At 59.1% G+C, this 25,650-nt stretch carries 18 protein-coding genes, 1 tRNA gene and 13 pseudogenes; 14 read left to right on the forward strand and 18 right to left on the reverse strand.

Annotation, left to right across the window (positions count from 1 at the left end):
• The first annotated feature begins 157 nt into the window (after nucleotides 1-157).
• From EIO60_RS05210 to gpmA, 6 genes and pseudogenes are all read left to right on the forward strand, one after another.
• Nucleotides 158-918: pseudogene (locus tag EIO60_RS05210) on the forward strand (TOBE domain-containing protein).
• A 76-nt stretch (nucleotides 919-994) separates the two neighbouring features.
• Nucleotides 995-2,198, forward strand: a pseudogene (locus EIO60_RS05215) (ATP-binding cassette domain-containing protein).
• A gap of 229 nt (nucleotides 2,199-2,427) precedes the next feature.
• Nucleotides 2,428-3,241: pseudogene (galT, locus tag EIO60_RS05220) on the forward strand (galactose-1-phosphate uridylyltransferase).
• Nucleotides 3,241-4,353, forward strand: a pseudogene (gene galK / locus EIO60_RS05225) (galactokinase). Before galT ends, galK begins: the two co-directional pseudogenes overlap by 1 nt.
• Before the next feature lie 29 nt (nucleotides 4,354-4,382).
• Nucleotides 4,383-5,363, forward strand: a pseudogene (locus tag EIO60_RS05230) (galactose-1-epimerase).
• A 164-nt stretch (nucleotides 5,364-5,527) separates the two neighbouring features.
• Nucleotides 5,528-6,280, forward strand: coding sequence for a 2,3-diphosphoglycerate-dependent phosphoglycerate mutase (gene gpmA, locus EIO60_RS05235; RefSeq protein WP_258576107.1), 753 nt, complete (start codon nucleotides 5,528-5,530; stop codon nucleotides 6,278-6,280).
• A 312-nt stretch (nucleotides 6,281-6,592) separates the two neighbouring features.
• Here gpmA and EIO60_RS05240 read toward each other — a convergent pair.
• Nucleotides 6,593-7,480 (reverse strand): annotated as a pseudogene (locus EIO60_RS05240) (3-deoxy-7-phosphoheptulonate synthase).
• 285 nt (nucleotides 7,481-7,765) lie between these two features.
• On the opposite strand from EIO60_RS05240, the pseudogene EIO60_RS05245 reads away from it, so the two are divergent.
• From EIO60_RS05245 to EIO60_RS05260, 4 pseudogenes are all read left to right on the forward strand, one after another.
• Nucleotides 7,766-8,117: pseudogene (locus EIO60_RS05245) on the forward strand (protein YbgS).
• 90 nt (nucleotides 8,118-8,207) lie between these two features.
• Nucleotides 8,208-8,564, forward strand: a pseudogene (locus EIO60_RS05250) (response regulator); the annotation flags it as partial.
• Nucleotides 8,563-9,676 (forward strand): annotated as a pseudogene (locus EIO60_RS05255) (sensor histidine kinase); the annotation flags it as partial. The pseudogenes EIO60_RS05250 and EIO60_RS05255, both read left to right, overlap by 2 nt.
• Nucleotides 9,668-10,378, forward strand: a pseudogene (locus EIO60_RS05260) (cation diffusion facilitator family transporter); the annotation flags it as partial. The pseudogenes EIO60_RS05255 and EIO60_RS05260, both read left to right, overlap by 9 nt.
• On the opposite strand, the gene pnuC reads toward EIO60_RS05260, so the two are convergent.
• From pnuC to EIO60_RS05275, 3 genes are all read right to left on the reverse strand, one after another.
• Entirely contained in the window at nucleotides 10,372-11,094 is a 723-nt protein-coding gene (pnuC, locus tag EIO60_RS05265) for a nicotinamide riboside transporter PnuC (protein ID WP_258576108.1), read from the reverse strand. The pseudogene EIO60_RS05260 and the gene pnuC sit on opposite strands and share 7 nt — an antisense overlap.
• On the reverse strand, nucleotides 11,094-12,155 hold the full coding sequence (gene nadA, locus EIO60_RS05270) for a quinolinate synthase NadA (RefSeq protein WP_258576109.1): 1,062 nt from the start codon (nucleotides 12,153-12,155) through the stop codon (nucleotides 11,094-11,096). The genes pnuC and nadA overlap by 1 nt, the downstream gene beginning before the upstream one ends.
• A gap of 85 nt (nucleotides 12,156-12,240) precedes the next feature.
• Complete coding sequence (locus EIO60_RS05275; protein WP_258576110.1) at nucleotides 12,241-12,816, reverse strand: methylated-DNA--[protein]-cysteine S-methyltransferase; 576 nt, start codon at nucleotides 12,814-12,816, stop codon at nucleotides 12,241-12,243.
• Between the two features lie 157 nt (nucleotides 12,817-12,973).
• On the opposite strand from EIO60_RS05275, the gene EIO60_RS16550 reads away from it, so the two are divergent.
• The 4 genes from EIO60_RS16550 (at nucleotide 12,974) to EIO60_RS16565 (ending at nucleotide 14,437) form a co-directional block, all read left to right on the forward strand.
• Nucleotides 12,974-13,621 carry a bifunctional transcriptional activator/DNA repair enzyme AdaA gene (locus EIO60_RS16550; protein WP_374058125.1) on the forward strand — a complete coding sequence of 216 codons (648 nt, stop codon included), beginning with the start codon at nucleotides 12,974-12,976 and terminating at the stop codon, nucleotides 13,619-13,621.
• The gene (locus EIO60_RS16555; protein WP_374058126.1) at nucleotides 13,590-13,814 is read left to right on the forward strand and encodes an AlkA N-terminal domain-containing protein; all 225 of its coding nucleotides are present in this window, start codon (nucleotides 13,590-13,592) and stop codon (nucleotides 13,812-13,814) included. Before EIO60_RS16550 ends, EIO60_RS16555 begins: the two co-directional genes overlap by 32 nt.
• A 27-nt stretch (nucleotides 13,815-13,841) precedes the next feature.
• Nucleotides 13,842-14,144: a DNA glycosylase family protein gene (locus EIO60_RS16560; RefSeq protein ID WP_374058128.1), complete on the forward strand. Its 303-nt coding sequence runs from the start codon at nucleotides 13,842-13,844 to the stop codon at nucleotides 14,142-14,144.
• 83 nt (nucleotides 14,145-14,227) lie between these two features.
• On the forward strand, nucleotides 14,228-14,437 hold the full coding sequence (locus EIO60_RS16565; protein WP_374058129.1) for a hypothetical protein: 210 nt from the start codon (nucleotides 14,228-14,230) through the stop codon (nucleotides 14,435-14,437).
• A gap of 128 nt (nucleotides 14,438-14,565) precedes the next feature.
• On the opposite strand, the gene EIO60_RS05285 is transcribed toward EIO60_RS16565, so the two are convergent.
• From EIO60_RS05285 to sucC, 14 genes and pseudogenes are all read right to left on the reverse strand, one after another.
• Nucleotides 14,566-14,641 (reverse strand) — tRNA-Lys (locus tag EIO60_RS05285).
• A gap of 147 nt (nucleotides 14,642-14,788) precedes the next feature.
• Nucleotides 14,789-15,472 carry a tol-pal system protein YbgF gene (ybgF, locus tag EIO60_RS05290; protein ID WP_258576111.1) on the reverse strand — a complete coding sequence of 228 codons (684 nt, stop codon included), beginning with the start codon at nucleotides 15,470-15,472 and terminating at the stop codon, nucleotides 14,789-14,791.
• A gap of 9 nt (nucleotides 15,473-15,481) precedes the next feature.
• The gene (gene pal / locus EIO60_RS05295) at nucleotides 15,482-16,006 is read right to left on the reverse strand and encodes a peptidoglycan-associated lipoprotein Pal (RefSeq protein ID WP_258576112.1); all 525 of its coding nucleotides are present in this window, start codon (nucleotides 16,004-16,006) and stop codon (nucleotides 15,482-15,484) included.
• A 50-nt stretch (nucleotides 16,007-16,056) separates the two neighbouring features.
• On the reverse strand, nucleotides 16,057-17,352 hold the full coding sequence (gene tolB / locus EIO60_RS05300; protein WP_258576113.1) for a Tol-Pal system beta propeller repeat protein TolB: 1,296 nt from the start codon (nucleotides 17,350-17,352) through the stop codon (nucleotides 16,057-16,059).
• Between the two features lie 113 nt (nucleotides 17,353-17,465).
• Nucleotides 17,466-18,503 carry a cell envelope integrity protein TolA gene (tolA, locus tag EIO60_RS05305; RefSeq protein ID WP_258576114.1) on the reverse strand — a complete coding sequence of 346 codons (1,038 nt, stop codon included), beginning with the start codon at nucleotides 18,501-18,503 and terminating at the stop codon, nucleotides 17,466-17,468.
• Between the two features lie 27 nt (nucleotides 18,504-18,530).
• Nucleotides 18,531-18,959 carry a colicin uptake protein TolR gene (tolR, locus tag EIO60_RS05310; RefSeq protein WP_258576115.1) on the reverse strand — a complete coding sequence of 143 codons (429 nt, stop codon included), beginning with the start codon at nucleotides 18,957-18,959 and terminating at the stop codon, nucleotides 18,531-18,533.
• A 13-nt stretch (nucleotides 18,960-18,972) separates the two neighbouring features.
• A complete protein-coding gene (gene tolQ / locus EIO60_RS05315) occupies nucleotides 18,973-19,659 on the reverse strand; it encodes a Tol-Pal system protein TolQ (RefSeq protein WP_258576116.1) in 687 nt (228 codons plus the stop codon).
• Nucleotides 19,656-20,051: pseudogene (ybgC, locus tag EIO60_RS05320) on the reverse strand (tol-pal system-associated acyl-CoA thioesterase). The gene tolQ and the pseudogene ybgC overlap by 4 nt, the downstream one beginning before the upstream one ends.
• Before the next feature lie 225 nt (nucleotides 20,052-20,276).
• A complete protein-coding gene (gene ybgE / locus EIO60_RS05325) occupies nucleotides 20,277-20,498 on the reverse strand; it encodes a cyd operon protein YbgE (protein ID WP_374058130.1) in 222 nt (73 codons plus the stop codon).
• Between the two features lie 47 nt (nucleotides 20,499-20,545).
• Entirely contained in the window at nucleotides 20,546-20,659 is a 114-nt protein-coding gene (cydX, locus tag EIO60_RS05330; RefSeq protein ID WP_258576117.1) for a cytochrome bd-I oxidase subunit CydX, read from the reverse strand.
• A 15-nt stretch (nucleotides 20,660-20,674) separates the two neighbouring features.
• A pseudogene (gene cydB / locus EIO60_RS05335) lies at nucleotides 20,675-21,511 on the reverse strand (cytochrome d ubiquinol oxidase subunit II).
• Nucleotides 21,504-22,947, reverse strand: a pseudogene (locus tag EIO60_RS05340) (cytochrome ubiquinol oxidase subunit I). Before EIO60_RS05340 ends, cydB begins: the two co-directional pseudogenes overlap by 8 nt.
• Nucleotides 22,948-23,553: 606 nt before the next feature.
• Nucleotides 23,554-24,429 carry a succinate--CoA ligase subunit alpha gene (gene sucD, locus EIO60_RS05345; RefSeq protein WP_258576118.1) on the reverse strand — a complete coding sequence of 292 codons (876 nt, stop codon included), beginning with the start codon at nucleotides 24,427-24,429 and terminating at the stop codon, nucleotides 23,554-23,556.
• Entirely contained in the window at nucleotides 24,429-25,595 is a 1,167-nt protein-coding gene (gene sucC, locus EIO60_RS05350; RefSeq protein WP_258576119.1) for an ADP-forming succinate--CoA ligase subunit beta, read from the reverse strand. The genes sucD and sucC overlap by 1 nt, the downstream gene beginning before the upstream one ends.
• Between the last annotated feature and the right edge of the window lie 55 nt (nucleotides 25,596-25,650).

A 25,650-nucleotide genomic window follows, 5' to 3' on the forward strand; every position in this document is an offset into this window, starting at 1 on the left:
CTCAGCAAAGCAAAGCAAAGCAAAGCAAAGCAAAGCAAAGCAAAGCAAAAAAGTGATTGTAACGTCTGAGGAAAAAACGCACTGCCCTTTTCGTGCTTTTACTTTACCTGCCGCTCCCCGCTATGATCTGGCCATTCACCCGTTCTGGAGAGCCGATATGCAGGCAGAACTTTCCCTTACCATCCGGCTGCAGCAAAAGCTGTTCGCCGATCCGCGCCGCATGGCGCTGCTGAAGCGCATTCGCGAAACTGGCTCCATCAGCCAAGGGGTGAAGCTGGCGGGCATCAGCTACAAAAGCGCCTGGTACGCCATCAACGAGATGAACCAGCTGGCGGAAGAGACGCTGGTGGAGCCAAAGGCGGCGGTGTCGCGCAGCTGACGCGCTACGGCGAGCGGCTGATTCAGCTGTTCCAGCTGCTGGAGCGATCCAGCAAAAGGCGTTCGACTCGGTGCCGTTCGACAGCCTGCTGGCGACCATTGCGCGTTTCTCTCTGCAGACCAGCGCGCGCAACCAGCTGTTCGGCACCGTGGTCGCCCACTATCGGCAGCAGGTGGTGTAGCACCTCAGCGTGTGGCTGGCGGATGGCGCCACGCAGCTAAACGTGGCGCTGACCCAGCGCAGCGTGGAACGCCTGCAGCTTGAGCCGGGCAAAGAGGTGCTGGTGCTGAATCAAGGCGCCCTGGATTCAGGTCAGCCGCGACGCGACCCAGGCGGACAATCAGCTTAGCGCGCAGGTAAGCCAGATTGAGCCCGGCGAGCAGATGAGCGAACTGCTGATGGCGCTGCCGAGCGGCAAACAGCTCTGCGCCACCCTCGCCAACAGCCAAGTCGCGCAGCTGCAGTTGTAGTTGCATCCTGGCGACAGCGTGACGGCGAGCTTCAATGCCGAGCATGCGATTATCGCCACCCTGCTGTGAGTCGGGCTCTGCGATTTGACTTCAGCGACGGCTCTGGTTACAATTCAGTAACACGATGCATAAACTGGAACAGATCATGGCTTTATTGCAAATTTCGCAAGGCACGTTTCGTCTCAGCAGCTGACGCTGGATGCGCTGCAGCTGACCAGCGGCGAGCGCTGGGCGTTCGTTGGCGCCAACGGCAGCGGCTTCGCCTGTCCGACGCGCCTGTCGTTCGAACAGCTGCAGCACTGCAGCAGCTGGTTACTGACGAAAGGCAGCGCAACAACACCGACATGCTGAGCGAAGGGGAAGAGGATACCGGCCGCACCGCGCTGGAGATCATTCAGGACAAAATCAACGCGCCTGCGCGTGCCCAGGCGCTGGCGACGCAGTACGGCATCGGCTACCTGCTGGATCGCCGCTTTAAATATCTTTCGACCGGCGAGACGCGCAAGGTTCTGCTCTGCCAGGCGCTGATGAAGTAGCCCGATCTGCTGATCCTCGACGAGCCGTTTGACGGACTCGATGTCGCCTCGCACGCTAGCCTGACGGAGAGCCTGTAGGCCTCCGGCGTCACCTTGGTGCTGGTGCTGAACCGCTTCGACGATCTGCCCGACTTTATTCAGCAGATCGGCGTGCTAGCGGAGTGTACCCTGACGCACTGCGGCGCGCGCGACGCCATTCTCGCCGAGGCGCTGGTTCCGCAGCTGGCGGACGACGCGCCGCGCGTGACGCTGCGCAACGGCGTGGTTGCCTACAACGATAAGGCAGTGATCGACGGGCTGAACTGGCAGGTCAACCCCGGCGAGCACTGGCAGATTGTCGGCCCCAACGGCGCAGGAAAATCGATGCTGCTGAGCCTGGTCACCGGCGATCATCCGCAGGGCTACAGCAACAATCTGACGCTGTTCGGCATCCGCCGCGGCAGCGGCGAAACCATATGGGATATCAAGCAGCATATCGGCTACGTCAGCAGCAGCCTGCACCTCGACTACCGCGTCAGCGCCAACGTGCGCACCGTGATCCTCTCCGGCTTTTTCGATTCAGTCGGCCTCTATCAGGCGGTATCGGAGCGGCAAAAGGCGCTGGCGCGGCTCGGCATGGACAACGCGCTGGCAGACGCGCCCTTTCACAGCCTCTCCTGAGGCCAGCAGCGGCTGGTGCTGATCTGCGAAGGCCGTAACCGGCTGCTGTTTGTCTCGCACCATGCCGAAGACGCTCCGCACTGCATTACGCATCGCCTGAGCTTTGTGCCTGCCGCATCGGGCTATGACTATCTGCAGGAGCACCTGCGCTAATCCCCGACGCCGCCTCGCGGCGTCTTGCTTCTTTCCTTGACACAAAATGTAATCGCTACCATATTCTTCTGCTTTTAACCTTCCTATGAAGCAAGGGAAGCCTTTGAATAAGGAATTTCAGTTTGTGTAAATGACTCCACTTGTCCAGACTTGATAACGCTTTGGCGGACGCCAATGTGCTATTTTTTAACCTTGCCTGTCTGGCTTTTTGACGTTAACCAGGATCAACATGGAAAAATTTAACCCGGTCGATCATTCGCATCGCCGCTATAATCCGCTGATCAATCAGTGGATCCTCGTTTCTCCTCACCGTGCCAAACGTCCCTGGCAGGGCGCTCAGGGGAAACTGCCGGCGCACGATCCCGACTGCTTTCTTTGCGCGGGCAATACGCGCGTCACCGGCGATAAAAACCCCGACTATAAAGGCACCTACGTTTTCACTAACGACTTCGCCGCGCTGATAACCGACACGCCGGAAGCGCCGGAGAGGAGCGATGTGCTGATGAGCTGCGAAAGCGCGCGCGTCACCAGCCGGGTGATCTGCCTCTCCCCCGACCACAGCAAAACCCTGCCGGAGATGTCGCTGCCCGCGCTGGAAGAGGTGGTGACCACCTGGCAGGCGCAGACCGCCGATCTCGGTCAGCACTATCCCTGGGTGCAGGTGTTTGAGAACAAAGGCGCGGCGATGGGCTGCTCCAACCCGCATCCGCACGGCCAGATTTGGGCCAACAGCTTTCTGCCCAACGAAGCGCAGCGCGAAGATGACAATTAGTGCGCCTACTACGCCGCCAACCGCTCGCCGATGCTGGTGGACTACGCCGCCGCGCGCGAGCTGAACGACGGCAGCCGCACCGTGGTAGAGACGGAGCACTGGCTGCTGCACGCGCACTTCTTATCCGCCGCTGATGCACTCGGCCACGGTGCGTAAATTTATGGTCGGCTACGAAATGCTGGCTGAAACCCAACGCGATTTAACGGCAGAGCAGGCGGCAGAGCGCCTGCGCGCCGTCAGCGATATTCACTTCCTCCGCGAGGCAGAATAATGAGCTTAAAAAATACCACGCACCAGATTTTTACCGACACCTTCGGCTATGCGCCGACCCATACCATCCAGGCGCCGGGCCGCGTTAACCTGATTGGCGAACATACCGACTATAGCGACAGCTTCGTGCTGCCGTGCGCTATCGACTACCAGACCGTGATCGCCTGCGCGAAGCGTGACGATCGCCAAGTGCGCGTGGTGACGGTGGACTACGACAATCAGCAGGGCAGCTTCTCTCTCGACGCGCCGATCCTCAGCGTCAAAGAGCCGATGTGGGCCAACTACGTGTGCGGCGTGGTGAAGCACCTGCAGTAGCGCGACGCCAGCTTCGGCGGCATCGATATGGTGATCAGCGGCGACGTGCCCCAGGGCGCGGGCCTCAGCTCCTCGGCGTCGCTGGAAGTGGCGGTCGGCACCGTATTCTAGCAGCTGTTTCACCTCAAGCTCGACGGCACGGCCATTGCGGTAAACGGCCAGGAAGCGGAAAACCAGTTTGTCGGCTGCAATTGTGGCATCATGGACCAGCTGATTTCCGCGCTGGGCAAAAAAGATCACGCGCTGTTGCTCGACTGCCGCACCCTCGGTACCCGTCCGGTACCGATGCCGAAAGATGTCGCGGTGGTGATTATCAACTCCAACTTCCGCCGCAGCCTGGTAGGCAGCGAATACAACACGCGCTGCGAGCAGTGCGAAACCGGCGCGCGCTTCTTTGACCAGCCGGCGCTGCGCGATGTCGATATAGATCGGTTCAGGGCGGTAGGCTTGAGCTGGATCCGCTAGGTGGCGAAGCGCGTGCGACACGTGCTGACGGGAAACGCCCGCACGCTGGAAGCCGCCGACGCGCTGAGCAAAATCGATCTGAAACGCATGGGCGAGCTGATGGCGAAATCGCACGCCTCGATGCGCGACGACTTCGAAATCACCGTGCCGCCGATTGACGCGCTAGTGGAGACCGTCAAGGCGAAGATCGGCGATCGCGGCGGTGTGTGCATGACCGGCGGTGACTTCGGCGGCTGCGTGGTGGCGCTGATGCCGTTCGATCTGGTGGACCAGGTCAAAGCAGCAGTGGCGGAGCAGTACGAAGCGAAAACCGGCATCAAAGAAACCTTCTAAGTCTGTACTGCCTCGGAAGGAGCCGGCCAATACTAAGCGACGTCAACTCCCATGCGCCCGACGGCCAGCCGTTGCGCATTACCGTGCTGCACAACGCCGGCGGCATGGTGGCGACCTTTATGGACTGGGGCGCGACCTGGCTCTCGGCGCGCGTGCCGATGGCTGACGGCAGTGTGCGCGAAGCGCTGCTCGGCTGTGCAATGCCTTCTGACTACCTGCATCAGGACGCCTACCTCAGCGCCACTGTGGGCCACTACGCCAACCGCATCGCCCGCGCCATCCTGACGCAGCAGGCTATCCAGCTGGCAGCGAATCAGGGCGAGCATCAGCTGCACGGTGGCCCGCAGGGCTTCGACAAGCATTGCTGGCAGATCGTCAGCCAGAGCGAGAACCGTGTGATGTATCGCCTCGACTCGCCGGACGACGATAACTGCCTGTCGATCAGCTATCAGGCCGAGGTCGATCGCCCCTGCCCGGTGAACCTCACCAATCACGCCTACTTTAACCTTGACGTGCATCATGGCGACGCGCGTCAGCATCGCTTACAAATGCTCGCCGAACAGTACCTGCCGGTCGACAGCTGCGGCATTCCCAGTGCGCCGCTGAAGGCGGTCGCGGGCACCAGCTTCGATTTCCGCGCGGCGAAAACGGTAGCGCAGGATTTCCTCGCGAATGCGGACCAGCAGGCGGTGAAAGGTTACGATCACGCTTTTCTGCTTGATGCCGACGGCGACGTCAGCCAGCCCGCCGCGCACCTCTGGTCGGTGGACGGCATGCTGCAGCTGACGGTCACCGCCGCCGCGCCTGCGCTACAGTTCTATACCGGCAACTACCTGGCGGGCACGCGCGCGCGCGAATAGGACAGCTATACTGCTTTCCAGGGCATTGCGCTGGAGAGCGAATTTTTACCCGATTCGCCCAACCATCCCGAGTGGCCGCAACCCTCCTGCTGGCTGCAGCCTAGCGAACGTAGGGAATCGGAGACGCGCTACCGTTTTACCTCGCGCTAAGCCTTCGACTGAAAAACGCTCAGTGCATCGCCGACAGGCTTACGCCCTGCACCGTTTTCCGCTATGGTATGGCGCTATCCATGGGCCGCCGGGCGCGCGCGTCGGGTTGGTTGCAGCAAGTTTTCCATTATCGTAGAAACATCAAAGATGTTAAGGAGTTAACTATGGCCGTAACTAAGCTGATTCTGGTCCGCCACGGCGAAAGTCAGTGGAACCAGGAAAACCGCTTTACTGGATGGTATGACGTGGATCTTTCTGACAAAGGTCGCACCGAAGCCAAAGCAGCCGGTCAGCTGCTGAAAAAAGAAGGTTTCGTCTTTGATTTTGCTTACACCTCCGTGCTGAAACGTGCCATTCACACTCTGTGGAACGTTCTGGATGAGCTGGATCAGGCCTGGCTGCCGGTGGAAAAATGCTGGCGCCTGAACGAGCGCCACTACGGTGCGCTGCAGGGCCTGGACAAAGCGGAAATCGCCGCTAAATATGGTGACGCGCAGGTCAAACAGTGGCGTCGCAGCTTTGCGGTTACCCCGCCGGAGCTGGATCGCAGCGATGAGCGCTTCCCGGGCCACGATCCGCGCTACGGTAAACTGAGCGCCGAGCAGCTGCCGACCACCGAAAGCCTAGCGCTGACCATCAAGCGCGTGATCCCTTACTGGAACGAAACCATTCTGCCGCGCATTAAGAGCGGTGAGAAAGTAATCATTGCCGCGCACGGCAACTCGCTGCGCGCGCTTGTGAAATATCTCGACAACATGAGCGAAGAGGAAATCCTCGAGCTGAACATCCCTACCGGCGTGCCGCTAGTGTATGAGTTCGACGAGAATTTCAAACCGATCAAACACTACTACCTGGGCGATGCCGACGAGATTGCAGCGAAAGCCGCCGCCGTCGCTAACCAGGTTAAAGCAAAGTAAGCGTTAGCTGAAATGTTAAAAGGCCAGACAATGTCTGGCCTTTATTTATTACTGCAAATTGAATGTTGAAAACGACAGAGACACACAGCATTCAAAACGTGGTAAGCATGAACCGAAGAGCAAAGCGTCCCGCGCCATGGACAAAACGCCGAGGCGTTTTTGCACAACGCAGCACGTTGGCCCGCTTACAGGCGCACCTCAGGGATAAGGTGCATAGCATAAGTGTGCGGCCAAGCGAGCATAGATGCCTTGAGCGACTTTGCGATTGGTGCACGCTTGCCGCCTCAGCACCTTGCTACCCTTTGCTTTAAATCAGCCGCGGCGCTGCTTCACTGCAGCGGCAAGCTGGCGCAGCGCCTTATCGGTGTCGTCCCAGCCGATGCAGACGTCGGTCACGCTTTTGCCATGCACCAGCGGCTCGCCGCTCTCCAGGCTCTGATTGCCCTCGACCAGATGGCTCTCGATCATCACGCCGATAACGGCGCGCTCGCCGCCGGCAGTCTATCCCGCCAGGTCGTCCGCCACTTCCTGCTGCTTCTGATACTGCTTGCTGCTGTTGGCTTGGCTGAAGTTGATCATCACCTGCTGCGGCAGAACCGCTTTAGCCAGGCCAGCTTTCACCACGCTGAAGTGGTAGGCGCTGTAGTTCGGCTCTTTGCCGCCGCGCAGAATAATATGGCAGTCCGCGTCACCGCTGGTTTCGACGATCGCCGAGTAGCCATACTTGGTCACAGAGAGTAAGCAGTACGGCGAATCGGCGGCGTCGATGGCGACCTTAATCGTGCCGTCGGTGCCGTTTTTAAAGCCGACCGGGCAGGAAAGCCCCGATGCTAGCTCGCGATGCACCTGCGACTCGGTGGTGCGCGCGCCGATGGCGCCTCAGCTCATCAGATCTGCCACATACTGCGGCGTGATCATATCGAGGAACTCCCCCGCCGTCGGCAGGCCGCTGTCGTTGAGCTGAAAGCTGCCCTCCATATAGGGATCGTTGATCAGCCCTTTCCAGCCTACCGTGGTACGCGGCTTTTCGAAATAGATGCGCATCACCACTTCAAGTTCGCCTTTCAGCTCTTCTCGCAGCTGCAGCAGATGATCGTCCTGTTGCTGCAGGATCTGATGGATCGCTTCGCGCGCCTGCGCAACGGGAGGCAGCAGCTCTTTAATGTCCCGAATGCGTAAATCATCGTTCTGGTAATTCATAAATCATTCCGTTTATTCCTGGCCCGACTCGCGTCGGGCGCAACCCGGTCAATTTATACGGTTACGCCCGAGGTGTAAATTAAGGCGTGCGCTTAAATGCACGTGTGAAATTTGCATTTATAGGGTTCTCGGCTAGGCTTTTATTAAGCGCTGAAAAATGCTGCGCTTACATTATTTATCCCTTTCGTATTTAATTCGGGCAAAACTAAATTTCGTCGGTACCTCTTTGCGTCAAACTGCATCATCGGGTTTAAGACAGCAGCTATCATTGATTACAGGAGCATAATGATGAATAAGTTTGCAATTCTCTTTCTCACAGCAGCAATGACAGTAGGCAGCGGCGCGGCAATGGCCGACAGCGGCAATAACGGCACGGCGAACCAGGCAGAGGAAGCGGGCGCAGCGGCTGGCGGCGCAAAACAGAATCTGCCGCCGAATAATGTCGACAACAATGATATTAATAATACCGGTACCAATATCAACCCTACGGCGAACGGCAGCAGCAATATGTCGGCTGATCAAATGGACCAGAACAGCCAGTGTAAAGACGGCAAATGCCTCGATATCAACAGCAAAGTGCAGACCCATGAAGGTGGCGGTCAGGTTGATCAGTAAAACTGACGGCACCTCACAGTAATTCATTCTGGAAAGCGCTTCGGCTCTCCATTATTTTTCTCTACGTTAACTTCCGCTATGCTGAGGCGACGAATTCCTTCAGGAAACTGTCATGGCCTCGCTGTTATTGATTGATGACCATCCGCTGGTTGAAGTGGCGCAGGAAGCCGCGCTCGACCAGGCACCCTTTCCCATCTATTTACGATCCGCCGCCAGCGAGTAACAGGCGCGCCAGCTGCTGACGCAGCCCACCGATCTTATCGTGCTCGATATCGGCCTGCCGGAAGGCGACGGGCTGGAGATCCTGCGCCGCCTGAAGGCGCACTTCCCGCACATTTCGGTGCTGATCTACTCCGCGCAGCAGAGCAACCACTATCTGCGCAGCGCGCAGGTGCTCGGCGCGTCGGGCTACTTGGTGAAAAGCCAGCGTATGGCGCAGCTGCTGAGCGCCATTCTCGCCGTGCTCGGCCGATCGCGACAGCCTCTATAGTGCGCTGGCAAACGACCAGATCGGCGCGCTGGCGCATCACCGCACGCTATGGCGATCGGCTGCATTTCGCCTTCGCCGCCAGCGATATCGCCTGGCCGGTGGCGCTGGGCGTCGCCATCGCTCAGCCGCTGCTGCGCCCGCTGCTGAACCGCACGCTGCAGCAGATCCCGGTCGATACGCAGCGCCAGATGCGTGACGGCTGGCTGACGCCGCCGCAGCCGGGCAACGCCATGGCGATGCGCTCCCTGTCGCGGCTGGTGCTCGGCGTGGTGAGCGCCGCCATCCTGGCGCTGGTCTACACAGCAGCGCCAGTTCGCTGCTGACCCTGCTGAACAACCTATAGGATCATGTGCGCATCGAGAGCAACAGCTTTACCCTGGCGCCGCGCCCGCTGGCGTTGCGCGACTGGCTGGCGCAGCAGCAGCGCTTCTACCAACCTTTGATGCGCGCCGGCGGCCCGACGCTGCGCGTCGAGGCGCTGACGCCGCTGTCAGAGAGCGTGCTGATCGATGCGGACCGGCTACAGCAGGTGATCAACAACCTGATGACCAACGCGCTGAAGTTTACCGCGCAGGGCGTCATCCGCTTGACGCTCGTCGCTGACGACCGCTGGCTCACCTTCAGCGTGCAGGACAGCGGCAGCGGCATTCCGCCGCAGGAGTAGCCCGGCTGTTCGATCCTAGTATCAGGCGCCATCCAGCAAAAAGGTTTCGGTAAAGGGCAGCGGCACCAAGGTCAAGGTCAGCCTGCCGCTGCGGCGCTGCGAAGCCACGCCGCAGGAACCCGTCGCGCTGCCCCGCTACGCCGACCTGCGCATCGCCGTGGTGGACGATCATCCGGCCAATCTGCTGGTGTTGCAGCAGCAGTTGGCGCGCTTCAACATCCAGGCAGACGGCCTTGCCGAGGGACGTGCGCTGCTGCGCCGTCGAGAGTGCCAGCGGCAAAGGCCGACGCGGCGGGTGCTCTGCTCCACCGACGCCCAGCTGCTCGCGCTGCCGCTACGCGAGAACGAGCGCGTGATGATCAAACCGGTTCAGCTCGGCGATATCTCCGCGCTGCTGACGGACTTCGCGCCGGACCCGCTGGCGGCGTTCGTCAACGCCATCGCGCTGCTGGTGATTACCGCGCTGATCATCTGGGAGGCGCTGTGGCGTTTCTACCAGCCACAGCCGGTGACCGCGGCAGCCTGATGCTCGGCATCGCTGTGGCGGGCCTGCTGGCCAATCTGCTTTTGTTCTGGCTGCAGCACCCACGGCAGCGAGGAAAAAACCTGAACGTGCGCGCAGCCGCGCTGCACGTGATGGGCGATCTGCTCGGCTCGGTGGGTGCCATCGTCGCGGTGCTGGTGCTCCTCTTTACCGGCTGGACGCCATGACCCGATCCTGTCGCTGCTGGTGTCATTGCTGGTGCTGCGCAGCGCCTGGACGCTGCTGCGGGAAAGTCTGCATGAGCTGCTGGAGGACGCGCCTGCGCTGATAGACGTGGAGAAACTGGCGCGCGACCTGACGCTCAACTTGCCGGAGGTGCGCAACGTGCATCACGTGCACGTCTGGCAGGTGGGCGAAAAGCCGGTGCTGACGCTGCATATGCATGTGATCCCGCCCTACGATCACGATGCGCTGCTGGGCCGCATCCATCGTTATCTGCACCAGAAGTACCAGATTGGCCATGCTACGGTGCAGATGGAGTACCAGCCGTGCGCCACGCCGGACTGCGAGCTGGACTACGATGACGGCGGCTCAGCGGCTGCGCATCACCACCATCATCACGGCGAACACGCGCATCCTCACTGACGCGCCAGCGCGCGCGAGCCATGCTGGCGCGCGCTAGCTATCCACAGACGCGACCCGTTAAGGGCAATCAGCGTCAGGATGACATACTCCAGCGCCATGGCGTAGACGCCCTGCCGGGCGAAAATCATCACGCTGATCACGTCGATCACTACCCACAGCAGCCAGTTTTCCACTGATTTGCGCGTCATCAGCACCATCGCCACGATAGAGAGCACCATCATGCTGGCGTCCCAGAAGGGAAAGGCGTCAGGCTGCAGCATCGGCATCGCCACCGGCAGGCCAAGCGCGTTCATCAGCGAGACTGCCACGCGCGTCAGCAGGGCGAAAACGGGATCGATATAGCGCGTCATCAGCGCAATGGCGACAACGCAGACAGCGCCCCAGCCCAGCGCCTTTGGCAGTGGCAGCCAGCGGATTTTCAGCGCCGCCTGGCGATCATCGGTCTGACGGCTCCAGGCGTACCAGCCGTAGAGGTTGGCGACGAAGAAAAAGAGCTGCAGCAGCAGGCTGGCGTAGAGCTGAATCTGGAAAAAGATCACCGCGAACAGCGTGACGTTAATCAGGCCGAACAGATAGTTGATCACTTTTTCGAGGCTGGCGAGCCAGATGCAGATCAGGCCGGCCAGCGTGCCGACCGCTTCGATCCAAGAAAGATCGTAGCCGCCCGCGCCAAGCGGGATATGAACCAGGATATTGCTCGTGCTGAAAAAATCCATCAGGCGTTCCCTTTGAGCTTCAGTTGACGTTCCGCAGCAAAGGATAGCATGTGGTTGAGCGGCACGAGCGCCGCCTCGCGCAGCGCGGCATCCACTTCGATTGCATGCTGCGCACCGCCTTGCTCCAGCCCGTCAGCAATCGCTTTCAGGCCGTTCATCGCCATCCACGGGCAGTGCGCGCAGCTGCGGCAGGTCGCGCCCTCGCCCGCGGTAGGCGCCTCCAGCAAGGTTTTGTCCGGCACCGCCTGCTGCATTTTGTAAAAGATGCCGCGATCGGTGGCCACGATCATTTGCGAATGGGGCAGGCTTTTCGCCGCCTGAATTAGCTGGCTTGTGGAGCCGACCGCATCAGCCAGCTCGACAATCGCCTGCGGCGATTCCGGATGCACCAGCACCGCCGCGTCGGGATAGAGCGCCTTCATGCGCTGCAGCGCCTGGGTTTTAAACTCGTCATGCACGATGCAGGCACCTTGCCAGCACAGCACGTCGGCGCCGGTTTGCTGCGTGACGTAGCGGCCGAGATGGCGATCTGGCGCCCAGATGATTTTCTCGCCGCGGCTGTCAAGGTAATCGATCAGCTCAACCGCGATGCTGGAGGTCACTACCCAGTCGGCGCGCGCCTTGACCGCCGCCGAGGTGTTGGCGTAGACCACCACGGTGCGGTCGGGATGGGCGTCGCAAAAGGCGTTGAAATCGTCGATGGGGCAACCGAGATCGAGCGAGCATTCCGCCTGCAGCGTCGGCATCAGCACGTTTTTTTCCGGGCTGAGGATTTTTGCCGTCTCGCCCATAAAGCGCACGCCTGCCACCAGCAGCGTCGAGGCGGGATGGGTGCTGCCGAAGCGCGCCATCTCCAGCGAGTCCGCCACGCAGCCGCCGGTCTCTTCCGCCAGTGCCTGAATTTCCGGATCGGTGTAGTAGTGCGCCACAATCACCGCGTCGCGCGCTTTGAGCAGGCGTTTGATTTTTTCAATATAACGGGGTTTTTCCGCATCGGTCAGCCGGGCGGGTTTGGCCGGAAAAGGGTAAATCGCGCTTTCTGCATCGAACTGGAGACTCATTGCACCGATCTCGTTTTGTGAAATGAACGAAAATTGCATGTTGAGGCGGAGATAGCACATATTTTCCGCAACCATGTTTTATATGCTAAACAAGATAGCGGAAACCGGCCTCGGTGTCGTGCGCTTTTTTCAGCCAGCGGGCTGGGGGTGGCAGCGCTGCAAATAGCGGCAGCATGCCCGCCGCCGTCGGCATTTCCAGATTGAGCAGGAACGCCTTGACCTCAATGCCGCCGGCAAAGCCGGTCAGCTTGCCGTTGGCGCCGATAACGCGGTGGCACGGCGCGACGATTGAGACCGGGTTTCTGCCGTTGGCCGCCCCGACCGCGCGCGCCGCCTGCGGGTGGCCGATGGCCCGGGCGATGTCGCCGTAGCTGCTGGTTTTGCCGAACGGGATCGCCACCAGCGCCTGCCACACTTTTTTCTGAAACTCGGTGCCGACGAAGTCGAGCGGCAACGTAAAGCTGCGGCGCTCGCTGGCAAAGTATTCGCGCAACTGGCGCTCGGTCTCGATAAGAACCAAGTGCGCCTCATCCTGCGTTTGCGGTAGGAAGCACGAGCCGCGAGGATCGTCGCCCTGCCACAGAATGCCGGCCAGCCCGCGCTCGCTTGCCACCAGCTTCAGTTCGCCAACCGGCGTTGAGACGCGCTTGTAGAAGTACATGTGCAGCTCCTCTCTCGTTGAAAGGTTGGTGATTATCCCACTTTTCCGCCAGGATACTGGCCGTTTTCGGCCATCAGACTAAACTGCTGTGCTGTCCGAAAACAGCGAGTCCGCGGGCGAAACCCGGTCTAGTCTGTCTCTATTTGCGGGAGATACTATGTTCGATCCTAAAATTGCCTGGCAAGCGCCGACCTCGCGCGACACCCGGTTCGACGGCGTCTTTTTTGTCGGCGTCACCTCAACCGGCATCTACAGCCGTCCCATCTGTCCGGTGAAGGCGCCGCAGCTGAAGAACTGTCTTTTCTTCGGCTCTGCCGAAGCGGCGGAGAAGGCGCACTTTCGGCCTTGCCTGCGCTGCCGCCCCGAGCTTGCGCCGGGCAACGCGCCGGTGGACTATCCTCACCGCGTGGACGACCGGCTGATTCAGCGTATCGAAGAGGGAATGCTGGAGGAGCGCGAGGGGCTGGAGGCGATCGCCGCCGAATTTTGCCTTAGCCTGCGCCAGCTGCGCCGTATCGTGCAGCAGAAGCTGAAGCAGACGCGGCGCATGCTGCTCGCCAAGCAGCTGCTGACGGAAACGTCGCTGCCGGTTACGCAGGTGGCCTACGCCAGCGGCTTCAGCAGCCTACGGCGCTTTAACGACGTGTTTCAGGCGCGCTATCGCATGACGCCGAGCGCGCTGTGCAAAGGCGCCAGCGCGCCGTCGCCTGGGTCCCAGCGAAGACAGCGCGACGCTGCACCTCGCCTATCGGCCGCCCTACGACTGGGCTGCGATGCTGGACTTTTTACAGACTCACGTGATTAAAGAGGTGGAGTCGGTGCAGGATGGCGTCTATCGCCGTACCGTGGCGCTGGGCAGCTGTCGGGGCTGGATCAGCGTGGCGCATCTGCCGCAGAAGAGCGCCCTGCAGGTGACCTTTTCCACCTCGCTGACGCCGGTGCTGCCGCTGTTGCTGCGGTGCCTGCACGATCTGTTCGATCTCAACGCGCAGCCGTAGCGGATTGTCGAGCGCCTGCAACAAGATGTGCTGCTGGCACCCAGCCTGGCGCTCAATCCCATTTTGCGCGAGCCGGGTGCCTTCGACGCCTTTGAGCTTGGGGTGCACGCCATTATCGGGCAGCAGGTGTCGGTGAAAGCCACCACCACCGTGAGCAGCCGCTTCGCCGCTGCCTTTGGCGAGCCCTGTGAGACCCCCCTCCCCGAGCTGACGCGCCGCGCGTATCGCCAGCGCGACGGTGGACGACATTGCGCCGTTAGGGATAGTCAGCGCCCGCTCGCTCGCCATCATCGCCTTTGCGCAGATGCGCTAAGGGATCATGTACTTTAACGCCACGCAGTCGCCTGAAGAGGTGATACGCGAGCTGGTGAGTTTGTCGGGAATCGGCCCCTAGACCGCGCACTATTATTGCGATGCGCGCCCTGCGCTGGCCCAACGCCTTTCCCAAAGAGGATATCGCCGTGCGCAATAATCTCGGCGGCATGACGCCGTCAGTGGCGGAAGCGCGTTCACCGGCGTGGCGGCCCTGGCGCAGCTATGCGGTGATGCATATCTGGAAGATATCTGACCGCTGTTGTAAAGGTAAAGCAAAAGGCGTGACCAGGGAGAGTTGTCGGCAGTGACGCAGCGAGGCCGTGAGTAGCGGGCCTTGATGTGGTGCGAGTCGTGCGCGTTGCAGTTTCTCATCCTGCACGCTAACCCGCGGCGCACAGAAACTAAAAAAGCGCCTTAAAGGCGCTTTTCTCTGAATTGGTGGGTCGTGCAGGATTCGAACCTGCGACCAATTGATTAAAAGTCAACTGCTCTACCGACTGAGCTAACGACCCATCTTCAGGCTTGCCACAGACATTTCATTCTGTCCCGGCAACGGCGGTATATATTAATGATTTACCGAGGTAGCGCAACCCTTATTTTCCAATACTTTCATGCTGCCAGACCAGAAATCGCACGAAATTCGGTGCTGGCTGCACAAATTACAGCCCGGCGAGGCGTTTTTGCGCCTGCTTTGCTGAATCAGTGTTGGGATAAAGCTTTATCACCTGCTGGTAAACGGCTTTGGCTTTCGCCGTGTCGTTTTTCTCCTGCATGATGACGCCAACCTTCAACAACGCTTCCGACACCTTCGGCGATGTCGGGTAGTTTTTGACTACGGTGGCATAGTAGTAAGCTGCATCATCTTTTTTACCCTTGTTGTAATTCAGCTGCCCCAGCCAGTAGTTGGCGTTCGGCTGATAGGTTGAATCGGGATAGCGCTTCACCCACGCCTGCAGCGCGGCAATTGCCTGGTCATACTGTTTCTTTTCCAGAATCAGGGCGACCGCGGTGTTGTAGTCGCTGTTGGCGCCACTGCTGCTCAGGCTGTCGATATGCTGATAGAGCTGTTTCTGCCGCTCGATCACCTGGTTAAGTTGATAGCTGTTTTGCTGAATTTGCCCGCGCAGCGAGTCGATATCGCTTTGGTTGTCGCTCATCTGCTGCTGCAGTTGCTGCAGAAGCTGAGCCTGAGCATTGGAAATACGTTCAAGAGTGGTGACGCGGTCTTCGACCGAGCCAGAGCCGACGCTACTGATTGACGCCTGGGCATTAGCGGCCCAGGGGGCCGCTACGCCAACCAGTAACGACAGGCCCAACAGGTGGAGCCTGAAGTTACTAATCATGTGATTCTCTTAGTAGACCAGAACGGCACGACGGCTTTTAGAGTAAGCCGCTTCGTCATGACCCAGCACGGCCGGCTTCTCTTTACCGTAAGAAACGATAGATATCTGGTCAGCTGACACGCCTTTGCCCTGCAGATACATCTTCACGGCGTTAGCGCGACGCTCGCCCAGCGCGATGTTGTATTCCGGCGTACCGCGCTCATCCGCGTGACCTTCAATGGTCACTTTACAGGACGGGTTGCTGCGCAGGAAGGCCGCGTGCTGGTCCAGCATCTGAGCGTAGTCAGACTGGACGTCATATTTGTCCAGACCGAAGTAAACGATGTTGTTCTGCTGCAGCTGCTGCATCTGCAGACGCGCCTGCTCGTCAGAAGACATGTTGCCGCTGCCGTTCATGCCAGCGCCGTTGCCGTAAGCGCCATCAGCGCCCATGCCGGTCTGGTCATTGTTGTTGTTTTTGTGTGAGCTACAAGCAGCTACAGCCAGAACCGGCAGAGCCAGCATCAACCCTTTCAGCACTTTGTTCAGTTGCATTTCAAAATCCCATGATTGTTAGTTGTTTGTTATACCCGCCTACGCGGGTATTACAGATACGGCGACCAGGCAGGGAATTTAACCTGTCCATCAGTTGCCGGAAGACGCGCTTTGAAACGCCCATCGGTTGAAACCAACTGCAACACGGAACCCATCCCCTGAGTAGAGCTATAGATTACCATCGTACCGTTCGGTGCCAAGCTCGGCGTTTCATCCAGGAACGTGTTCGTCAACGTTTGGACGGCACTCGTTTCCAGATCCTGTTTAGCGACGTGCTGCGCACCGCCGCTGGTGGTGATCATCACCATAGACTTGCCATCGGTCGACACGTCAGCATCCTGATTCTGTGCTCCTTCCCAGGTAATACGCTGCGGTGCGCCGCCGTTGATGCCAATTTTGTAGATTTGCGGCGCACCCGCCTGATCCGAGGTATAAGCCAGCGTCTGGCTGTCCGGGAACCAGGTCGGTTCGGTGCTGTTGTAACGTCCATCAGTGACCTGACGTATGTGGCCCGAGCCCAAATCCATGACGTAGAGGTTGAGGCTGCCGGTTTTCGACAGGGCGAAAGCCAGTTTAGAGCCGTCCGGCGAGAAAGCCGGCGCGCCGTTGTGTCGCGGATAGGACGCCACCTGACGGATCGCCCCGTTGGAGAGCGTCTGTACCACCATCGCCGATTTGCCGCTTTCAAAGGTGACGTAGGCCACTTTCGAGCCGTCCGGCGACCAGGCCGGCGACATCAGCGGCTGCGGCGAACGGTGCACCACAAACTGGTTGTAGCCGTCATAGTCGGCCACGCGCAGCTCATACGGGAACTGGCCGCCGTTGGTCTGCCCCACGTAGGCGATGCGGGTACGGAACGCGCCCTTGATGCCCGTCAGCTTCTCGAACACCTCATCACTGGCGGTATGCGCCGCGTAGCGCAGCCACTGTTTGGTGACCTTATAGGAGTTCTGCGCGATCACATTGCCCGGCGAGCCGGCGGTATCCACCAGCTGATAGGAAACCCGATAGCTGCCGTCCGGGTTCGACTGAACCTGGCCGACAACCACCGCGTCGATGCCTAGCGCGGTCCAAGCCGCAGGCTGTACTTCCTGCGCGCTGGTCGGCTGCTGTGGCAGACGAGAAACGTCCAGCGGGTTGAACTTGCCGCTGTTGCGTAGGTCAGCGCCGACGATGCCGCCGACATCTTCCGGCGCAGCACCAGAGCCGGCCCACTTGAACGGCACGACGCCAGTCGGACGCGCCGTATTGACGCCCTGTGTAATTTCGATGCGGACTTCTGCATGCAGCATGGCCGCCCACAACAGCACAAAAAAGCTTAACGTGATACGAAGAGCTTGCTTCATCTTATCTCCCTTACCTGAACCTCAGTCCACGATAATTGGCTCTGTTCCTGAAAAACCACGACTTCTGTTTGTTTACGGCTTAACCATAGATCAAGCTGCGGTAAGATACTGCATTATTGCGGTTTGAAATCCAGCGGCGCGTTCTTAAAGACCTGATAAACGTCCAGCGACGGCGGCTTAGGAATACGCGCCTGCCGCGCAGCGGACAGCGCTGCATGACAGAGCGCGGGATCGCCCCCTTCCGCTTTGGCGTCGATCAGCAAACCATCCGGCGCTAGCTTAATGCGCAGCGTACAGGTGAGGCCCTTGTAGTTTTCCCAATCGTAAAACTTACTCTGGATCGCTGCCTGGATCTGGCCCGCATAGTCGCTGATATCCGCACCGGAGGCGCCCGATTTTTTCTGGTTGCCCTGCCCTGCCGCCGCACCGCCGCCGCTGGCGTTGCCGCTCTTCGGCGCGTTTTTGCCGGAGGTCAGACCGCCCAGCAGATCGTCAACGTCGCTGCTGTTCTTCGCCGCCTCCGCCGCGGCTTTTTTCTTCGCATCGGCTGCGGCTTTCGCTTTCGCGGCCGCATCGGCTTTGGCTTTCGTGGCTTGAGCGGCCTTCTCTTTCGCCTCTTCCACCGCCTTCGCCTTAGCGTCGGCCGCCGCTTTCGATTTGGCCTCGGCGGCCGCTTTCGCTTTCGCATCGGCAGCGGCTTTGGCGTCGACGACCGCTTTTTCTTTCGCCGAAGCGGCCGCAGCGGCCTTCACCTGCTCTTCCGCCTTCTGCTTCGCGTCAGCCGCCGCTTCCGCCTGCTCTTTCGCCGCTTGCTGCGCCTGGAGATGCTCTTCCTCCAGCGCTTTCAGACGCTGCTGTTCGACGGACTGCTTATGCTGCAGCTCTTCCGCCTGCTGCTGCGCCTGTTTCTGGCGCTGCTGTTCGGCGCGCTGGCTGTCGCTTTGCTGGTTTTGTTGACGATTGTATTGCTCGACTACGGCGCCGGGATCGACCATCACCGCGTCGATATCGCTGCTGCCGCCACCGCCGCTCGCCTCAATATTCTCGTTGAACGAGCTCCAGACCAGCAGCGCGATCAGCACGACGTGCAGAGCCACCGATATAATTATCGCGCGCTTTAACTTCTCGTTTTGCTCGGTTGCCTTCGACACACTCGGTTCCCCAAAAACGGTTCGACTTTAGATCGGCTGCGTCATCAAACCGACAGATTTAACGCCTGCCTGATGCAGCAGGTTAAGCGCCTTGATAATTTCGTCGTAGGGCACATCTTTCGCGCCGCCGATCAAAAACACGGTTTTTGGATTCGCTTCGATACGGCGCTGCGCTTCGCTCACTACCTGCTCCTGCGGCAGCTGATTCATACGATAGTGATCCACCACCAGGCTGTACTGGCCCATGCCCGACACCTCGACGATGACCGGCGGATTATCGTCGCTGGAGACCGTTTTCGAGTCGGTGGCGTCCGGCAGATCCACCTCGACGCTCTGGGTAATAATCGGCGCCGTTGCCATAAAGATCAGCAGCAGCACCAGCAGGACGTCGAGCAGCGGAACGATGTTGATTTCTGATTTCAGGTCGCGGCGGCCGCGACCACGTACTCTGGCCATGGTTTACCTCCGCTTACTTCGCGTTGTCGCTGGAGAAAGCCTGACGGTGCAGGATGGCCGTGAACTCTTCCATAAAGTTGTCGTAGCCCTGCTCCAGCTTGTTGACGCGCTGGTTCAGTCGGTTGTAGGCCATGACCGCCGGGATAGCGGCGAACAGGCCGATCGCGGTGGCGATCAGCGCTTCGGCGATACCGGGCGCCACCATCTGCAGTGTCGCCTGTTTCACCGCGCCGAGCGCGATAAAGGCGTGCATGATGCCCCATACGGTGCCAAATAGGCCGATATAGGGACTGATGGAGCCGACGGTGCCGAGGAAAGGAATATGGTTTTCCAGCGTCTCCAGCTCGCGGTTCATGGAGATGCGCATCGCGCGGCTGGCGCCCTCCACCACCGCTTCGGGCGCGTGGCTGTTGGCGCGGTGCAGGCGGGCGAACTCTTTAAAGCCCGCATAGAAGATTTGCTCGGAGCCGCTCAGCTCGTTGCGACGACCCTGGCTCTCCTGATAGAGGCGCGACAGCTCAATGCCGGACCAGAATTTGTCCTCAAACGCTTCCGCCTCGCGTTCTGCCGCATTCAGAATTCGGGTGCGCTGAATAATGATGGCCCATGAGGCAATAGAAAAGCCGATCAAGATCAACATGATAAGTTTAACAAGAAGGTTCGCCTTCAGGAACAAATCAAGAACGTTCATGTCAGTCACTGCTTGAACTCCGCGACAATAGACTTGGGAAGCGCAATCGGCTTCATAAGATGTGGGTTGATGCAAGCAATCCAGGACCTCTGCTTCATTCAGGACTTTGCCTTCTGCATTCACGATACGCTGGGAGAACGTTATGGTCGCGCGCGTCATTTCGTTGACGTCACTCTGGATCTCCAGAAGGTCGTCAAGGCGCGCTGCCGCCAGATAGTCCACCGTCATACCCGCACCACAAAAGCGATCTGCTGTTCCAGCAGCGTTTGCTGACTGAAATGGCGCTGACGCAGCATTTCAGTACGTGCTCGTTCATAAAAAGCGATATAACTGGCGTGATAAACCACACCACCGGCGTCGGTGTCTTCGTAGTAGACCCGAACCGGCCAGCGAAACAGCATTGTACTCACTCTATATCCCGGTCCCGTTTTTAAACGTTGCTACTATACTATAATGCAAGAGATTTGGGGTTGGGAATGGGATGCCAGAGCCAGGAGAAAATAATTATCAGATGGAAACAAACGGAAGGATTTTTAGCAGATTTCTTGACCGGCCGCTGACATTACTTCGCGGCCAGCAGGCGTGAAACGGCGGCTAGCGCCAGAACCACCAGAACCAGTAGAGGCCTAACAGCATAGGATCAGGGCCAGCAGCGGCAAGAAGAGCGCCTGCCAGCGCGTGCGGCGCGGACGAAAGCCAACGCCGTGGATCATCCCGGCGCACACCGCCCAGATCACCAGCACGCCCTGCCAGACCGACAGCGTGCTGGTGTGCGCGGCGTAGCGCGACGGATCCCAGAACAGGCAGCCTGCCACGATCAGCGCCAGCATGAGCGAAAGGGCCCGCAAAGGCCCTTTGTCCAGCAGACTATATGAAGTCCGAATCAGCTTGCGCATCAGGCGCGCTCATCCCGTGCGGCGCTCTCCTCGACGTGCGCCAGTGCCAGCGCAGTGATGATGCCGAAGGCGCAGGCCAGCAGGGTGCCGAGAATCCAGGCAAAATACCACATGCGGTGTCTCCTTAATCAGTAGAGAGAGTGCGTGTTGCGCTCAATATGCTCTTTGGTGATGCGCCCGTACATCTTGTAGTAGCACCAGCGGGTGTAGATCAGAATGACCGGCACAAAGACGATGGCGGCGAAGGTCATTACCGTCAGCGTGCGCAGGCTCGAGGTCGAATCCCACATCGTCAGGCTCATGCCGGGCTCAAGGCTTGACGGTATGATAAAGGGAAACAGCGCGATGCCTGCGGTCATAAGGCGCGCGCGCTGGTGCAGCTCGCCGCTGGTGCGCATCTGCAGATAGGTCGCGCCCTACGTCAGGATCATCGTCACGCTGACCACCCCCGCCAGCAGGCCGAGCGGATTGAGCAGCTGGAAGAGGTTGCCGGTATAGTCGAGGCGTAAATATTCATCGGCGTGAAACGGCACCCCCTGTAACAGGTTGCCAAACGCCACACCAATCACCAGCGGCGGCACGAAGCTGCCGATAAAAATGCCCCAGTCCCACAGGCCGCGCCAGCGCATATCTTCAATTTCAGAACTATAATCAAAACCCACGGGGCGGAAAAAGAGTGACGCCAGCACCAGAATCATCGCCACATAGAAGCTAGAGAAGGCGGCGGCGTAGACCATCGGCCAGGCGGCGAACAGCGCGCCGCCCGCGGTGATGAGCCGGACCTAGTTGCCGTCCCAGTGAGGCGCGATGCTGTCGACCATAATGCGGCGCTCGGTGTCGTTACTGCCCATCAGGCGCGTCAGCATGCCAACGCCCATATTGAAGCCGTCCGCCACCGCGAACCCCACCAGCAGGATGCCGATCAGCAGCCACCAGACAAAGCGCAAAACTTTATAATCAAACATGGTTGCTCTTCTTATCCGCGCGCTGCTCATGGTGATAGCGGCCGGTTTTCAGGCTGCTGGGGACAAGGCGCGCGAATTTAAACATCAGGTACATCTCCGTCACTAGGAACAGCGTGTAGAGACCACAGATCAGCAGCATGGAGAATAGCAGATCGCCCACGGCTGACGGCCATATTCGGCGACGAACCAGCCCGCCTCGACGGCAATCCACGGCAGCGGAATGCCGTAGAGCGCCGCCTTCAGCAGCCAGCGATGCTGACCGATGCGGTTGCGAATCAAGCTCCAGAAGGAAAAGGTGATGATGCCCAGCAGCAGCACGCACGCCAGCCAGCACTATTATGCGGAAGGCGAAATAGAGAGCGGCGCCACGCGCGGAATGGAGTCTTTCACCGCCTGCTGGATCTGCACCTCGCTGGCGTCGGTCACGTCGAGGTGTAGCGGCTTCAGCAGCAGTCCGTAGCCGAGATCCTGCTTGTGCTAGTTGAAGGCGTCGCGCACGGTGGGATCTGCGCTGCCGCTGCGCAGCTCGTTGAGCAGCGTATAGGCTTTCATGCCGCTGCGGATGCGCACCTCATGCTGCGCCATCAGATCTTTCAGGCCGGTGACCGGCGTATCGATCGATCGCGTGGCAATCAGGCCGAACAGGGTAAAGGCCGCCGGCGCAGGCTGGGTCTCCCACTCCGCTTCGATGGCGGCGAGCTTGGTTTTCTGCACGTCGCCCATCTCGTAGCCCGATTCGTCGTCGGGCACGATTACCGAGAGCACCGCCGCCATGCCGAAGGAGCGCTTCGCGAAGGCGACGTCACGTCCCTTGAGCAGAGACCAAGTGCTGATGCCGAGAATAAGCATCGCGCCGGTGGTGTAGCCCGCCGCCACGGTGTGCACAAATTTCACCTGCGCAACCGGATTGAGCACCAGCTCGGAGAAGCTCAGCATATCCATGCGCATGGTTTCATAGTTGAACTCAGAGGCAATGGGGTTCTGCATCTAGCCGTTGGCCAGAAGATCCAGAGCGCTGAGAGGTTTGAGCCGAGTGCCACCAGCCAAGTCACCGCCAGGTGCTGCGTTTGGCTCAGGCGATCCCAGCCGAAGAAGAAGAGGCCGACAAAGGTGGACTCGAGGAAGAACGCCATCAGCCCTTCGATGGCGAGCGGCGCACCAAAAATGTCGCCAACGTAGTGTGAGTAATGAGACCAGTTGGTTCCGAACTGGAACTCCATGGTCAGACCGGTGGCGACGCCCAGGGCAAAGTTGATGCCGAAGGGTTTGCCCCAGAATTTGGTCATATCTTTATAGATGGCTTTGCCGCTCAGGACGTAGACCATTTCCATGATGGCCAGCAAAAACGCCATACCGAGCGTCAGCGGGACAAACAGAAAGTGGTACATCGCCGTCAAGACAAACTGTAAACGCGACAGTTCGACGATATCTGACATAGTGACTCCTTTCTCCTCGCATGAACTTGCTCCGCGAATAACAACGTCAAACAACAGGCATTGATGCGCAGAATAAGATTCAGGAACGACTTATTATTGATTCTAGTTTTTGTTACCGACGGATCAATGCCATCCGCGGCCCGACGTGAGCGAGTAACAGTGGTGAAAATTCCCCGATAAACGATTAGCTCAGCGCTTTTCGCGCAGCATCACAAGAAAGGCCCGGCCTTGATTTACTTACAGCTGGCGCAATCTCTTGATACTTTGCTGGAAAAGACTGAATTGATGCAGAGCAATTTAAACCGGTTGGCTTACGCTTTGCCAGCGGTAAAGTCTGTTAAATCTGGATTTTTGTTGATCTGAATTAACGGAATAATTTTCCATTTATGTAGCTTAAAGTTTCTTGTTAATTAGATGTCATAAACAGATTCCTTAATTAAGGAATGCATTACCTTTAATTCCTTTTTTTAACGCGCCTTCCAAAAATAAGGTTATTTTTTTCGCCGCTTTATTATCGCCGCGCCCTCTCCTGCCGAGCCTGCGCCGTCCGCGTTCTGGCAAAAAAAGGCCACCCGAAGGTGGCCTGATACTGCGTATAAAGCGAACTTACTTCGCCGGCAGCACCGCTTTTATGGCGTCGCCGATGTCTGCCAGGCTGCGCACAGTTTTCACGCCTGCAGCTTCCAGCGCAGCAAACTTCTCGTCCGCTGTACCTTTGCCGCCGGCAATAACGGCGCCTGCGTGGCCCATACGCTTGCCTTTCGGCGCGGTTACGCCGGCGATATAGCCGACAACCGGCTTGGTGACGTGCTCTTTAATGAATGCCGCCGCCTCTTCTTCTGCGCTGCCGCCGATCTCGCCGATCATAACGATCGCTTCGGTCTGCGGGTCATCCTGGAACATTTTTAGGATGTCGATGAAGTTAGAGCCCGGGATCGGGTCGCCGCCGATGCCGACGCAGGTAGACTGGCCGTAGCCGATATCCGTGGTCTGCTTCACCGCTTCATAGGTCAGGGTGCCGGAGCGCGAAACGATGCCGACGCGGCCAGGCTGATGAATGTAGCCCGGCATGATGCCGATTTTGCATTCGCCTGGGGTGATAACGCCCGGACAGTTCGGCCCGATCATGCGCACGCCCGCTTCGTCCAGCTTCATTTTCAGCGTCAGCATATCCAGCGTCGGGATGCCTTCGGTAATGGTGATGATCAGCTTGATGCCCGCGTCGATCGCTTCCAGTATGCCGTCTTTACAGAACGGCGCCGGAACGTAGATCACGGTGGCGGTGGCGCCAGTCGCTTCTACCGCTTCGCGCACAGTGTTGAACACCGGCAGGCCCAGGTGCGTGGTGCCGCCTTTGCCCGGCGTTACGCCGCCGACCAGCTGGGTGCCGTACGCCAGCGCCTGCTCAGAGTGGAAGGTGCTCTGACCGCCAGTAAAGCCCTGGCAAATCACTTTGGTGTTCTTGTCGATCAAAATTGACATTATTTCCCCTCCGCAGCCGCAACCACGCGCTGTGCGGCGTCGGTCAGGCTGGTTGCTACAATGATATTCAGTCCGCTGTCCGCCAGTTTCTGCGCGCCCAGCTCGGCGTTGTTTCCTTCCAGACGCACCACAACTGGCACGTTGACGCCTACTTCGGCCACGGCGCCGATGATGCCGTCTGCGATCAGGTCGCAGCGCACGATGCCGCCGAAGATGTTGACGAATACCGCTTTAACCGCGTCGTCGGAGAGGATGATTTTAAAGGCTTCGGTTACGCGCTCTTTGGTCGTACCGCCGCCCACGTCGAGGAAGTTAGCCGGCTGGCCGCCGTGGTGCTTCACTATATCCATGGTGCCCATCGCCAGACCTGCGCCGTTCACCATACAGCCGATGTTGCCTTCCAGCGCCACGTAGTTCAGTTCCCACTGCGTTGCGTGCGCTTCGCGCGGATCTTCCTGGCTCGGATCGCGCATTTCGCGCAGCTCCGGCTGACGGAACAGCGCGTTGCTGTCTACGCCCAGTTTGCCGTCGAGGCAGACCAGATCGCCCTGCTTAGTGATCACCAGCGGGTTGATCTCGACCAGCACCAGATCGCGCTCGAAGAACATGGTCGCGAGGCCCATAAAAATTTTGGTGAACTGGCTGACCTGCTTGCCGGTCAGGCCCAGTTTGAACGCCAACTCGCGGCCCTGATAAGGCTGCGGACCGGCCAGCGGATCGAGCGCTATTTTGTGGATCAGGTACGGGGTCTCTTTCGCTACTTTCTCAATCTCTACGCCGCCTTCGGTCGAGGCCATAAAGACCACGCGACGGGTCGCACGGTCAACAACCGAGCCCAGATAGAGTTCCTGATCGATATCGGTCGCCGCTTCCACCAGGATCTGATTGACCGGCTGGCCTTCGGCGTCTGTTTGATAGGTCACCATGCGTTTGCCCAGCCAGTGCTCAGCGAAAGCGCGGATATCTTCTTTGCTGTTAACCACTTTCACACCGCCCGCTTTACCGCGTCCGCCGGCATGAACCTGACATTTTACTACCCACGGGCCAGAACCAAATTTAGAGGCCGCTTCTTCCGCTTCGCGTGGCGTAGTACAGACGTAACCCGTTGGTGCCGGCATACCATACCGTGCAAACAGCTGTTTCGCCTGGTATTCGTGTAAGTTCATGATGTTCTATCCATTCAGGTCTGAAAGAGTAAAAATGTTGGGCGCGCCTTAGCGC

Origin of the sequence: Candidatus Pantoea persica (genome assembly GCF_013753875.1) — a bacterium.
GTDB lineage: Bacteria > Pseudomonadota > Gammaproteobacteria > Enterobacterales > Enterobacteriaceae > Pantoea > Pantoea persica.

Bases quoted from the DNA above. Each gene is read 5' to 3' on its own strand.
- gpmA (WP_258576107.1), top strand. From the start codon at position 5,528: ATGGCCGTAACTAAGCTGATTCTGGTCCGCCACGGCGAAAGTCAGTGG.
- pnuC (WP_258576108.1), bottom strand. From the start codon at position 11,094: ATGGATTTTTTCAGCACGAGCAATATCCTGGTTCATATCCCGCTTGGC.
- nadA (WP_258576109.1), bottom strand. From the start codon at position 12,155: ATGAGTCTCCAGTTCGATGCAGAAAGCGCGATTTACCCTTTTCCGGCC.
- EIO60_RS05275 (WP_258576110.1), bottom strand. From the start codon at position 12,816: ATGTACTTCTACAAGCGCGTCTCAACGCCGGTTGGCGAACTGAAGCTG.
- EIO60_RS16550 (WP_374058125.1), top strand. From the start codon at position 12,974: ATGTTCGATCCTAAAATTGCCTGGCAAGCGCCGACCTCGCGCGACACC.
- EIO60_RS16555 (WP_374058126.1), top strand. From the start codon at position 13,590: ATGCTGGACTTTTTACAGACTCACGTGATTAAAGAGGTGGAGTCGGTG.
- EIO60_RS16565 (WP_374058129.1), top strand. From the start codon at position 14,228: ATGCGCGCCCTGCGCTGGCCCAACGCCTTTCCCAAAGAGGATATCGCC.
- ybgF (WP_258576111.1), bottom strand. From the start codon at position 15,472: ATGATTAGTAACTTCAGGCTCCACCTGTTGGGCCTGTCGTTACTGGTT.
- pal (WP_258576112.1), bottom strand. From the start codon at position 16,006: ATGCAACTGAACAAAGTGCTGAAAGGGTTGATGCTGGCTCTGCCGGTT.
- tolB (WP_258576113.1), bottom strand. From the start codon at position 17,352: ATGAAGCAAGCTCTTCGTATCACGTTAAGCTTTTTTGTGCTGTTGTGG.
- tolR (WP_258576115.1), bottom strand. From the start codon at position 18,959: ATGGCCAGAGTACGTGGTCGCGGCCGCCGCGACCTGAAATCAGAAATC.
- cydX (WP_258576117.1), bottom strand. From the start codon at position 20,659: ATGTGGTATTTTGCCTGGATTCTCGGCACCCTGCTGGCCTGCGCCTTC.
- sucD (WP_258576118.1), bottom strand. From the start codon at position 24,429: ATGTCAATTTTGATCGACAAGAACACCAAAGTGATTTGCCAGGGCTTT.
- sucC (WP_258576119.1), bottom strand. From the start codon at position 25,595: ATGAACTTACACGAATACCAGGCGAAACAGCTGTTTGCACGGTATGGT.